Below are 12,141 nucleotides of genomic sequence, written 5' to 3' on the forward strand. Positions count from 1 at the left end.
ATTACCGGCGAAAGAATGGCGCCATTGTAGCGATATGCGCGTGATAGGAACAGCAGTCCGGCGGCACAAGGCCGCCGGATCTCGTTATCAAGGTAAGTAATGCCGGTTCATCGGCACGTTTGGCAGCGACTATTCACCATTCAGGCGTAATGCCACGAACAGCGAACGGCCGTCACGGTATAGGCGAATCGGTACCGCTCTGTCTGTGGGCAAGTTCTCAACCACTTCAGCAAGCTCTTGAGGGGTCGACACCGGACGGTTATCGATACTTACCAGAATATCACCTGCAAGTATCCCAGCCTGCGCCGCGGCACCTTGCGGCTCAACCTGACGCACCAGAACGCCGCCGGGAATCCCCAGGCGTTCACGCAGGGCGTCATCCAGTTCGGCCACGACAATTCCGAGGCGCGCCGGGCTGTCTTCCCCGCCGGTGGTGGCCGCAGCTTCCTCTTCGCGCGGCCATTCGCCCAGTGTCACTTCTTGAGTCATCTGTTCCCCATCACGCATCAACGTCAGGGTGACTTCTTCACCTGGGTCGACACGACCGATCAGGCGCGGCAAGCTGCTGGAACGCTCCACTTCCTCGCCATCGACTTCAAGGATCACATCGCCCGCTTGCAAACCGCTCTGAGCTGCCGGTCCATTAGGATCCAGATCGGCAATCAGTGCACCACTGGCACTTTCCATACCAAAGGATTCAGCCAGATCACGTGATACCGGCTGAATCATAACCCCTAGCCAGCCACGCTCGACACGGCCTTCCTCGCGCAATTGCTCGGCCACGTCCATGGCGACATTGATGGGGATGGTGAACGACAGACCCATGAACCCACCGCTGCGAGTCAATATCTGGGAGTTGATACCAATCACTTCGCCATCGAGATTGAACAGCGGCCCACCGGAATTGCCCGGGTTGATCGCCACGTCGGTCTGAATGAAAGGCACATAGGCATCACGCGGCAAGGTGCGATTGATCGCGCTGATGATGCCTGCGGTAACCGAGTGATCGAAACCAAACGGAGAACCGATCGCCGCCACCCACTCACCGACTTGCATCTTGTCGGAATCCCCCATCGGGAGCATCGGAAGACCGCTCGCTTCCACCTTCACCACCGCCACGTCAGTCTGTGGGTCGCTCCCCACCAGCGTCGCCTCCAGTTCACGATGATCGTCCAAGCGCACCAGTATTTCATCCGCCCCTTCCACCACATGGGCACTGGTCATGATGTAACCGTCTTCGCTGATAATGAAGCCGGATCCCAGGGATTGGCGCTCATAACCACGGCCTTGGCCACCCCCTTCTCCACCCGGTGGCATTGGAAAGCGGTCACCAAAAAAATGCCGGAAGATTTCAGGAATTTCCTGCCCTCCAAACCCATGGAATATGGGACCGCCCTGGCGTTGCACCGTACGGCTGGTGGAAATGTTCACCACCGCCGGCGCGGCTTCTTCGACCAGCTCGGTAAAGTCGGGCAGGCTACCGGTTTCCTGGGCCTGGACACCTTGCCCCATCAGTAGCAGCGCGACAAGACAGACCCAGAAAACTGAGGGGTAAATCAAACGCTTTATGCTCATGTAAAGCTCCTTTTCATGATTGGACCTAGTCCCCAAGACGCTTTCCAGAGCAGAGGGTTGCCTTGAAAAGACAGTGTCTTGGAAAAATACAGTCTCGGAGAAAATACGGCTCCGGAGGACAATCTCAAAAAACCAATCGCGGCCGGAAACGTTCCCTTTGTTCCTTCAGGAAATAGTGTAGTCCCAAGATGCTACCCAGCAAACCGACAAAGAAACCGACAGGCGCCATCCAGGGAGCTTCGAACAGGCCCTGCCCCACTCCAGCAATAATCAAGGCGAATACCAGCGGTAGCGCATAGACGGTGGCTGCCAGCAGAGAAAGCGTCTTGCGTGGCAGGGCCAGGCTTACCACCTCCCCGATTGCGAGCGGTTTCGGTGCAACCACTTCCAGATGCCAGCGTTGCGAGCGAATGAACAGGCCCGCTCCACAGCCACCGCCTTGCTCACACCGCGCGCAGCCTTCCTGCCCCATCACCTCGACGATTACCCTATTCCCCTTGCATTCCACCACCTGAGCCGCCCGCACCAGGAGTGAACCCTGGCAGCGGGCGATACCCACAGCAGGTTCAAGGTTCTCCTGGCCGGGGTTGCCATGAGGCGCACTGTTCATGGGGGTGTCACTGATTCGGATAATTCGATGGATTGCGCCACACGTTCCAGTACAGGGACAGGTACCTCTCCTATCACCACCAGTTGCCAGACATCACCTTGATGCTCGCGTTGATGCACAGTGGCAATGGAAACCCCAAGACGATGACGCCCGGGCGCAAGAGCACTCTGCTCGGCAAGCGGTTCAACGAAAATACTTATAGCTGCCAAGCCATCACTGAATACCTGATGCCTCAGCAAGGCGTCAGGATCCGAATGTGTATTGACCGGCTGAGCGACAAAACCCGGGGGTAGCCATTGAGGGCGCCAGGAACGCTCCAACTTCGTGCGCGGTTCATCTAGTTTTACCTTGCCTTCGTAAAGGCGAGGGGACTGGAGCTGGGTGATTTGAAAGGTTTCCAGCAAGCGGTTCTGGTGATCTACCAACACTTGCTTCAACACAAGGCCACTTGTCTTATCCAGCCACCAACGATGCGCAAAGCGCAAATCATCGTGAGGCGTGATATCCAAGCGAACGGCCTGACGCCCGGCAATGCGCTCCTCTCCCATCAGGGAGAGCCTGTAATGATCGTTTATATGATTGACGAGGCCGGTGGGAGAAGCGTTTACACTATCATCCGAGCCTTTGGCCCAACGGACGAGGCCCACACGTCCCTGACGTTCGAAATTGACCGAGGGACCATCCAGAAACTGCACGACCTGCTGCTGCAAACCGTCCTGGATCTGATGGGAAAGTGCTAGCGTTCTCACTCCTACATCGCTGATATTGACCGCGCGCGCCTGAAAGATATAGCAATGACTCGCCCACAGGGTACGTTCAAGCCATTGCTCTTCTGTTGTCGCTTTTTCCATCTCACGTAGCATTTCACAATCAAATGCTTGCTCGGCCTCCTGGGCAGCAACCCCCTGAGACACCATGATAAAGACGGCAATTCCTGTCAGCACGGCTCTCACCAAGCGCATTCTCATCCGGCATTCTCCTTTCTTTCTGGTGCGGCTTTTATTGCGGCCAAGCAAGAGAAGCACGGCTTACCATAAAAATCATCAACGCTGGCTCTGCGGCTCAATGCTCGAAGAGGAGGCGCGCAGCAATGGCATCCAGCTGTCACCGCTACCATAGGCGGCGCCTTGCGCATGGCGATCAAGGTAGGATTGCAGCAACCTGATCTGTTCGATGTCACTCTGCTCCGCCTGCCGGCGCGATAGACCTTGAGGTGCCTGAGAAACGGAAAAACCACTCTCGGTGACATTCATCAAGCCGCTGCGACCTGCTTGCCCACTCACACGGAAGGGGGTTTGCTCGAACATGGGCACATTGTTTGCCATTCCGGCGGATTGCGCCCCGGAAGCAGTGCCCAGGTTGACGGGCCGCACCTGGCGTTCGGCGTCCCCTGAAGGCAAGTAAGGAGACTGCGGCGAAGAAGCCACCAGATTGTCGCCATCTTCCGATGCGCCGCCTCCATAGAACTGCACCCCAGCCAACACCATCAACGAGACCGCCGCAGCAACGCCAGCGCCTCGAACAAAGGAAACACGATGGCCAGTCTGCGGCGGCGCCTGTGCGGCCGGAGCAGGCTCCTCTTGCAAACGTGCCATGATGCCCGCGGAAAGGTCGGTGGACACATCCACGCCATGTTCGCGCTGCATCAGGCTACGTGCCAGATGGTAGCGTCGCCAAGTATCCGCGGCGTCTGTATCGCTCGGCAATGCTTTCAGCACCCGCCGCAATTCTAGCTCGTCACCTTCATCATCCATCAAGGCGGAAAGCGATTCCCGTGTGTCATGACTCATACTTCACACCCTCACACTCGATAAGGCCAATGCCTGTGTCGCGTCAACAACAACCCGATTACTGTGCGGGCTGACTCATATTGCTCTGACGTCATGCGCGCCGGACAGTTCAGCGCATCGATCAAAAACAGCCGCAATATGTGATCTGGCACAATTTATCACCCGGTTTCGTTCAGTCAAAGTTCGCGGCTGTTACGGGCAGTGGATATCCACGGCTTGATATGCTCATCGACCGCCTCTCGGGCGCGAAAGATGCGTGACCGTACCGTCCCCACCGGGCACTGCATGATCTGGGCGATATCTTCGTAGGCCAAGCCATCGAGTTCACGCAGCGTGATGGCTGTGCGCAGATCTTCCGGTAGTTTTTCGATAGCATCGAAAACCGCTGCTTCCAGTTGATCGCGCGCCATTGCCGATTCCGGCGACTCCGGATCAGCCAGGCGGCCACTCTGATCGAGTACTTCAGCATCCCCGATATCCAGGTCACTGCCCGGTGGGCGGCGCGCCCTGGATACCAGGTAGTTCTTCGCAGTATTGATAGCGATACGATACATCCAGGTATAAAACGCACTTTCGGAGCGAAAGCTCCCCAAGGCACGGTATGCCTTGATAAACGCTTCCTGAGCGACATCCTGAACCTCGGAGTGGTCGTGCACATAGCGCCCGATAAGGCCGATGATCTTGTGCTGGTATTTTTTCACCAATAAATCAAAAGCGCGGGTATCCCCTTGTTGAGCACGTTCGACAAGCTGTTGGTCCGTTTCCCGAGTGCTCATTCACGCGCTCCCTTCGGCTCGACGCTGGGCGTCGGACAATGTTCCTGTTGGCCCTGAAAGATGGGCAATTGCAGCATGCAGCATAGTGTCCCTTGGGCATCCAGTGGGTAACGAAGCGGTAATTGAACTTCAAGCGCATAGCAATGCGACAAGACTTACCAAATGAAAAATGTGGTGTAACCACAAACCGCCAATAGCAAAATATCTACAAGTGTTACGTGTTCCCGACGACTCATCAAGCGCAAGGTGGCTCTCTGTGTGCCAAATGGTGACTTCTCATCGCTATCTGCCTGCACCTATTATTCTACCGTCGCGGTTATTCTATAGTGGGATGAGAATTGATTTTTACCACCCGAGCGCGCCATAGTAGGACCTTATAATCGCCACTCGCGCAAGCCTACAGGTAGCAAGATGTCCCAACAGCAGGTCAACAACCTTAACGTTCTCGCACAGGATGTGCTCATTACGCCGGAATCCCTCAAGGAAGCCGTACCCCTGACCGATTCCGCCGAGCATGCCGTGATCGAGGGACGCAATACCATACAGAACATACTCGATGGCAAAGATCCTCGCCTTCTCGTGGTGGTCGGCCCCTGTTCGATTCACGATGTCGAGTCCGCCCTCGATTACGCCCGCCGTCTGCGTCGCCTGGCCGATGAGGTCAAGGACAGCCTGTACATCGTGATGCGCGTCTATTTTGAAAAGCCACGCACCACCGTCGGCTGGAAAGGCCTGATCAACGATCCCCATCTCAATGATTCGTTTGAAATCGAGGAAGGGTTGCATATCGCCCGCAAGCTATTGGTTGATCTGTCGGAAATGGGTTTGCCGTTAGCAACGGAAGCGCTTGACCCCATTTCCCCGCAGTACATGCAGGACTGCATCAGCTGGTCGGCGGTCGGGGCACGTACCACCGAATCCCAGACCCACCGCGAGATGGCCTCCGGCCTTTCCTGCCCGGTAGGCTTCAAGAACGGTACCGACGGCAGCCTGGATGTGGCCATCAATGCCCTGCAATCTGTGGCTCACCCGCACAATTTTCTGGGCATCAACCAGTCAGGCCAAGTGGCCATCATTCGTACACGCGGCAATGCTTACGGCCATGTAGTCCTGCGTGGCGGCAACGGCAAACCCAACTATGACAGTGTCAGTGTCGCATTGGCGGAACAAGAGCTTAGAAAAGCCAAGATTTCCGCCAACATCATGATCGACTGCTCGCATGCTAACTCGAACAAGGATGCCGGCTTGCAGCCGTTGGTGCTGGAAAACGTCACCAACCAGATTCTCGAAGGCAATACCACAATCATCGGGTTGATGGTGGAATCCAACATCGGCTGGGGCAACCAGAAGGTGCCCGACGATTTGAGCCAACTGACTTACGGCGTCTCGATTACCGATGCCTGCATCGACTGGGACACCACCGTCGACTCGTTCAAGCGCATGAATGAGAAGTTGGCGCCGGTTCTGGCAAAGCGTCATACCCCTGAGGCCTCCCAGCCAGCCTGAACGGCACTCTTGAATACAGTGCTCTTGATGACCTTCAGCGCGCCCGCCTCGTGCGGGCGCTGTGCATTCATGGTAGTCGCAAGACACCTTTCACCGCTCTCATGCACCGATCTCACGCCGAAACGGGGGTAACGCATCCAACAGCGCCTGGCCGTAGCGGCGCGTCAACACGCGCCGGTCTAGCAAGGTGATACGCCCGATGTCGGTTTCCTTGCGAATCAGTCGGCCACACGCCTGCACCAGCTTGATCGAGGCGTCAGGCACACTGATCCGCATGAAAGGATTGCCGCCCTGGCTCTCGATCCACTCCGCCAGCGTTGCCCCGACAGGGTCATCCGGCACGGCGAACGGTAACCGGGTAATGATCACATGGGTCAGGTAATCGCCCGGCAAATCTATCCCTTCGGCAAAGCTTGCCAAGCCGAAGATGATGCTGCCTTCACTGCGATCCACGGCAGCACGATGACGCTCGATAAGCTCACGTTTGGGCAATGCATCCTGAGCCAGGACGCGCACCTTGAGTGATTCGGGCAAGGCTTTTTCCACCGCACGCAACTGCGCTCGCGACGAAAACAACACCAGCACCGCCTCACTCTCACCAAGCTTGGTCACGAAGCGCACGATAGCCTGCTCGTGAGCATCGCGATCGCTAGGGTCCATGGCCTCGGCCGGAATGCTTAACACCGCATTCGAGTAATCAAAGGGGCTGGGCAATGACTGGTAACGGTAGCGCCCCGCCAGTCCGGCACGCTCCTGAATGCGTTCGAAGCGCCCCAGGGCGGTCAAGGTGGCTGACGTGACCACGGCGCCATAGCAACGCCCCCAGAGATTCTTGGCCAGCGTATGCGCCGCCGACACCGGGCTTGCGGAAAGCTGCAATTCAGCTTCGCCATTGACACGGGTCAGAGTCAACCAGCGCGCCCGCGGCGGTTCGTTCTCGGGGTCACGTTCGCTGTAGGCTTGCCAGAGAGCATGAGCATCTACCGCCCTTCCATGCACCAGCGCAATCAACGGCAACCAATCCTCGGCCTGCTCCCGATCGAGCCCCGTGGCTTTATCCGGGTCCAGGCTTTCACGCAGTATGTCGCTGATGCTTTCAAGATTGCGCGATAGCTGGGCAAACATCACCACCAGCTGCGTCGCCTGTTCATGCAGGCCGTCAGGGATTTCTCCCTTGGCAAAGCGTTGCTGCCAGGTGGTTTCGCCTTCGGACAACCCATTGGGGCGCTGCGTCAGTTGATGGCCACTACTGAAGACATCTCCCAGGGCCGGCTCCAGGGCGTGAAACAGCTCAGGAAAGCCCGCTAGCAGGCGCGCGATCGTCGGCTGTACCGCCAAGGCCTGATTGAGATCCGTCAAGCTGCTCTTCAAGGTCTGCAACCAGCGCAAGCAGCCATTCACCGCAAAACGATAGGCAAAGTGCGAAAGCGCCTTGTCCGGCAGATGATGCCCCTCATCGAACACATACACACAATCCGCCGGATCGGGGAGTATCGCTCCGCCACCCAGGGCAAGGTCAGCCAGTACCAGGTCATGGTTGGCCACGATGATATCGGCATTTTCCAGTTCACGGCGGGCACGAAAAAAAGCGCAGGCAGCGAAATGACCACAACGACGCCCAGTGCACTGGCGATGGTCCACGGTCAAACGACGCCAATACTGGTCATCGATGGCTTCACGCCACGTATCTCGGTCGCCTTCCCACTCACCTTGACCGTAAGCCTCGCCCATGCGCGTCGCCAACCCGGTAAAGTCGGCACTCTGCTCCTGCAGTGACTGCTCGAAAAGCGACAACGTCGGGTTGGGCACCACGCCATCCAACGCCTGGTCCAGACGGGCAACGCATACATAACGCCCACGCCCCTTGGCCAAAGCGTAGCGAAATGCAATACCGCTATGCTGTGCCAAGGAAGGCAGGTCCTGATTGAGCACCTGTTCCTGAAGTGCCACGGTGGCGGTGGAAATCACCAAGCGCTTGCCACGCGCCTTGGCGATCGGTAGCGCCGCCAGCAGATAGGCTAGGGTCTTGCCGGTGCCCGTTCCTGCTTCCAGGACGCACACATGGGTGTCGTTGGTGCGTTTGCCGTCATCATCACTTTGAATCTCCCCCAGCGTACGGGCAATTTCGGCGATCATCAGCCGTTGCCCGTAACGTGGCGTCAAATCCAGCCGTTCCACTACCTGGCGGTAGGCTGCCTGGATCTCGTCTTTGAGCGTCTTGTCCAGCATGCGGCTTACAAGAGCCCTTCCGGCGGATGTTCACAAGGCAATTTGGCATTCAGATAACGTTCGATCTCGGGTAACGAAAACGCATCTTCTTCTCCGACGAAGCTGATCGAAACGCCCTTGGCGCCGGCACGGCCGGTACGCCCGATACGATGAACGTAATCTTCCGGGTCTTCCGGCAAGGTGTAGTTGATCACATGGCTGACATCTTCGATATGAATGCCACGCCCGGCCACATCCGTTGCCACCAGTACCTGGAGCTCGCCTTCGCGGAAACTTTCCAGAGTCTTGATGCGCTGATTCTGCGGCACATCGCCGGAAAGCATCGCTGCATTGATTCCGGCTTTCTTCAAGGCCTCATCAAGTTTGCGTACCAAGTCACGCCTGTTGCCGAACACCATTACTCGGTCGAAGTTTTCCTGCTCAAGAAGATTGACCAATAGGCGTTGCTTGTCGTCATCCGACACCAGATAGACGCGCTGGTCGATGTCCGCCTGATTCTCTACCGTATTTTCAATCTCGACATGCGCAGGATTCTGCGTCCACTGGCTAGCCAGTTCGAGAATGTCCTCGGTGAAAGTGGCGGAGAACAAGAACGTCTGACGCTCTTCCTTCTTGGGGGTATAGCGGATAATACGCTTCACATCGGGAATGAAGCCCATCGACAACATTCGATCGGCCTCATCCAGTACCAGCACTTCCAGCTCGGAAAGGTCGATGTCTCGCTTCTGGTGAAAGTCCAGCAAACGCCCCGGTGTCGCCACCAGAATATCGATTTTCTTGCCCAGCCCATCGCGCTGTTTCTGATAATCCATACCGCCCACGACGCTTGATACGCTCAGCGATGTGAAGCGGGCCAACGCCTTGGCATCCTTTTCGATCTGCAGCGCCAGCTCTCGCGTTGGTGCAATGATCAAGGCACGCGGAGCGCCAGGTTTCTGACCCTCGGGTGCCGGTTCTTCCAGGAAATAGGCCATCAAGGAAATCAGAAAAGCAGCCGTCTTGCCGGTACCTGTCTGCGCCTTGCCCACGATATCGCCACCCAGGAGGGTCTGACGCAGGGCTTCTGCTTGTATCGGCGTACAATACTCAAAGCCTTGGGCATGAATGGCACGCATCAAGGGCAGTGGCAGGTCAAAGTCATGAAAGCGCCACTTTCCGGCCACGGCCGGTACCTGAAACTGACGGAGATCCCAGTTGGACTGGCGGCGACGCGGCTTCCGACGGCGGCGCTTGGGCTTGCGGTTCTGGGCCGATGCTGTGGTCTGTTCCGACTCGCTCATAGGCTATCTATCTATCCGTTGCAGTGGATGTTGGGCTTCAAGAAAAGGCTATTGTACCAGCCCTTGGCGCCAAGGGCGCGTTCAGCTGTCGAAGGAGCCGACAGGACTGTTAGTATAAGCACCATATTCGGAAAGGAGCGCGACATGACGCGTAAGAAAAAGACCCGTTCAATCGCCGACAAGGTGACCATTCGTACCGGACGGCGCAAGGATTACAAGAAGTGGCGCCACGACAACCCCGATCAAGTGACCCCTTCTCGGCGGCTTGTGGCCAAGAAACAGCAACAACGCAAACTGCAAGCGGTACGCAAGCAGGAGCGCCAGCAATCCGGCCAGTCGATCAGCATTCACCCCGCCGGTGACTCTCATTCTTCACGCGGCAAGGGAGATAATGACTGATGCGTCTGGTGTCATTCAACATCAATGGATTGCGCGCCAGGTTTCACCAGTTGCAGGCGGTGATCGATCAGCACCAGCCGGACGTGATCGGCCTGCAGGAAACCAAGGTGCAGGACAGTGAGTTTCCCCGCGAAACGCTGGAGGCGATGGGTTACCACGTCTTCTTCCATGGCCAGAAAGGCCATTACGGGGTGGCTATCCTGTCCCGCCAGGAACCCGAACAGGTGTTTCACGGCTTTCCCGACGACCAGGACGGCGCCCAGCGCCGCATGATCGGGGTGCGCCTGCGTTGTGATGACGGCCAGGCGCTGACCGTATGGAATGGCTACTTTCCCCAAGGGGAAAATATCGACCACCCCACCAAGTTTCCCAACAAGCGTCATTTTTACGCCCAGCTTGCGCGCTTGCTTACCCGGCAACACGCACCTGACGAGCGTTTGGCGGTGATGGGAGATTTCAATGTCTCGCCGGAAGACATCGACATCGGTATCGGCGAGGCCAACCGTAAGCGCTGGCTGCGCGAAGGCAAGACCAGCTTTCAGCCCATCGAGCGTGAATGGCTGCAAACAATCAAGGACTGGGGCCTGGTGGATAGCTACCGTGTCCGCTATCCCCAGATAGACGACCGCTTCAGCTGGTTCAACTATCGCTCGCGAGCCTTCGAGCGCGACCCCAAACGCGGTCTGCGCATCGATTATATTCTGGTGACCCAGCCCTTGGCAGAATATGTCGGCGATGCCGGGATCGATTACGACCTGCGCGCCATGGAAAAGCCCTCGGATCACGCCCCAGTATGGACCGAACTGGCGCTTTCGCTAAACAAATAACAGAGCGGGAAACAACGCCAAATAGCTAGCACAGAAAACTTACTCCAACCGAGCCAGCCACCGTCTGGCTTGCTCAGCCCCCAGTGCCGCGGCCTGCTCCCAAGCGTGCCTCGTGGCGTCGGTCTTGCCCCACCCATGGGCAAGCTGGCCCAATCGTAACCAGTCCTCAGCCATGCCACTGCGCTCGGCCACGGTTTGCCAGGCCTCAAGCGCCCGTGCTTGATCCTTCGCCGCTTGCCAAGCCTGGGCCAACTGGCGTTGATGCGCGGGCGTTTGCTTCACCAAACCCTGGCTCAACGCTTGCTCTAAGTATTCAGCTGCCCGGGCCGGCGTGCCTACGCGTAAATGCAACTGCACCAGGGTGAGCAAGTCTTCCGCACCTTCGAGCGCCCCGATACGCCAACCGGCGTCCCAGATCGCGGCAGCCAAGGCAAACTGCTCAAGCTGTTGCGCCATGGCCGCGGCACGTCGCCATTCAACAGACGGTGCATCGCTATCCAGCCCAGGTTCGAGGACCACCAAGGCCTTGTCGATATTACCGGCCCGCTGATAGACCGTCACCGCAAGCGCCGATTGCTGCGAATCCAGGGTGGCCGTCTCATCCAGCGCCCGATCAACCCAAGAGGCAGCGTCATCCCATCGTTCCTGACGGACCAACAACTGCACCATCAGCCATATCTCTCGCTCTTGTTCGGGGTGAGTCTCAAGCCATTCAGCCAGCCGCTGGGTGGCAAGCTCGATCTGCCCTGCCGAAAGACGCGAGCTCGCTTCCTCGTAGAGCCAACGATCATATTGCTGCGATTCGAGCCCCGGGGTTTGCCTGGCGCGATAAAGGAGATCAGCTGCGTTTTCATGATGCTCCAGCCTGGCCTCGGCACCTGCGGCAAGCTGAAGATAAAGTGCACTTGCCCAACGATCGCTAGCGTTCCCCTCTTCAAGGCGCTCGGCTTGGCTAAGGGCTACACGGCTGACGTCCTGATACTCGCCTTGCTCGAGCCGCTTCTGCAGCGAACTGAGGTCGGCGATGATATCCGCCGGCAAGGCCGGTGCTGCTGCGGCAACAAGAGACGCTGCACCTAGAATAGCCACAAGCAACAAGCGCGAACCTGCTCGCATCAGCCGCGATAATGTTTGCCGCCATGCATTCAT

11 protein-coding genes are annotated in these 12,141 nt (G+C 57.6%); 3 read left to right on the forward strand and 8 right to left on the reverse strand.

Going from position 1 to position 12,141, the window contains the following annotated elements; all coding sequences use genetic code 11:
- Nucleotides 1-129: 129 nt before the first annotated feature.
- The 5 genes from GPM19_RS00780 to rpoE form a co-directional block, all read right to left on the reverse strand.
- The gene (locus GPM19_RS00780; RefSeq protein WP_160417249.1) at nucleotides 130-1,569 is read right to left on the reverse strand and encodes a DegQ family serine endoprotease; all 1,440 of its coding nucleotides are present in this window, start codon (nucleotides 1,567-1,569) and stop codon (nucleotides 130-132) included.
- Between the two features lie 130 nt (nucleotides 1,570-1,699).
- Nucleotides 1,700-2,185: a SoxR reducing system RseC family protein gene (locus GPM19_RS00785; RefSeq protein ID WP_160416991.1), complete on the reverse strand. Its 486-nt coding sequence runs from the start codon at nucleotides 2,183-2,185 to the stop codon at nucleotides 1,700-1,702.
- Entirely contained in the window at nucleotides 2,182-3,153 is a 972-nt protein-coding gene (locus tag GPM19_RS00790) for a MucB/RseB C-terminal domain-containing protein (protein WP_160416992.1), read from the reverse strand. Before GPM19_RS00790 ends, GPM19_RS00785 begins: the two co-directional genes overlap by 4 nt.
- A 75-nt stretch (nucleotides 3,154-3,228) precedes the next feature.
- Complete coding sequence (locus GPM19_RS00795) at nucleotides 3,229-3,975, reverse strand: sigma-E factor negative regulatory protein (RefSeq protein ID WP_160416993.1); 747 nt, start codon at nucleotides 3,973-3,975, stop codon at nucleotides 3,229-3,231.
- A 176-nt stretch (nucleotides 3,976-4,151) separates the two neighbouring features.
- Nucleotides 4,152-4,751 carry an RNA polymerase sigma factor RpoE gene (gene rpoE / locus GPM19_RS00800; protein WP_160416994.1) on the reverse strand — a complete coding sequence of 200 codons (600 nt, stop codon included), beginning with the start codon at nucleotides 4,749-4,751 and terminating at the stop codon, nucleotides 4,152-4,154.
- A gap of 411 nt (nucleotides 4,752-5,162) precedes the next feature.
- On the opposite strand from rpoE, the gene GPM19_RS00805 reads away from it, so the two are divergent.
- Nucleotides 5,163-6,257: a 3-deoxy-7-phosphoheptulonate synthase gene (locus GPM19_RS00805; RefSeq protein WP_160416995.1), complete on the forward strand. Its 1,095-nt coding sequence runs from the start codon at nucleotides 5,163-5,165 to the stop codon at nucleotides 6,255-6,257.
- Nucleotides 6,258-6,356: 99 nt separating this feature from the next.
- Here GPM19_RS00805 and dinG read toward each other — a convergent pair whose 3' ends face one another.
- Together dinG and rhlB are read right to left on the reverse strand one after the other, a co-directional pair.
- Nucleotides 6,357-8,486: an ATP-dependent DNA helicase DinG gene (dinG, locus tag GPM19_RS00810; RefSeq protein ID WP_160416996.1), complete on the reverse strand. Its 2,130-nt coding sequence runs from the start codon at nucleotides 8,484-8,486 to the stop codon at nucleotides 6,357-6,359.
- Nucleotides 8,487-8,491: 5 nt separating this feature from the next.
- Nucleotides 8,492-9,766: an ATP-dependent RNA helicase RhlB gene (gene rhlB, locus GPM19_RS00815; protein WP_160416997.1), complete on the reverse strand. Its 1,275-nt coding sequence runs from the start codon at nucleotides 9,764-9,766 to the stop codon at nucleotides 8,492-8,494.
- A gap of 144 nt (nucleotides 9,767-9,910) precedes the next feature.
- On the opposite strand from rhlB, the gene GPM19_RS00820 reads away from it, so the two are divergent.
- Together GPM19_RS00820 and xthA are read left to right on the forward strand one after the other, a co-directional pair.
- On the forward strand, nucleotides 9,911-10,165 hold the full coding sequence (locus GPM19_RS00820) for a hypothetical protein (protein ID WP_160416998.1): 255 nt from the start codon (nucleotides 9,911-9,913) through the stop codon (nucleotides 10,163-10,165).
- Nucleotides 10,165-10,992: an exodeoxyribonuclease III gene (gene xthA, locus GPM19_RS00825; RefSeq protein ID WP_160416999.1), complete on the forward strand. Its 828-nt coding sequence runs from the start codon at nucleotides 10,165-10,167 to the stop codon at nucleotides 10,990-10,992. The genes GPM19_RS00820 and xthA overlap by 1 nt, the downstream gene beginning before the upstream one ends.
- A 39-nt stretch (nucleotides 10,993-11,031) precedes the next feature.
- Here the strand turns inward: xthA and GPM19_RS00830 are convergent, their stop codons facing one another.
- Nucleotides 11,032-12,141, reverse strand: coding sequence for a tetratricopeptide repeat protein (locus tag GPM19_RS00830; RefSeq protein ID WP_160417000.1), 1,110 nt, complete (start codon nucleotides 12,139-12,141; stop codon nucleotides 11,032-11,034).

It is taken from the genome of Vreelandella zhuhanensis (assembly GCF_009793355.1).
Classification (GTDB): domain Bacteria; phylum Pseudomonadota; class Gammaproteobacteria; order Pseudomonadales; family Halomonadaceae; genus Vreelandella; species Vreelandella zhuhanensis.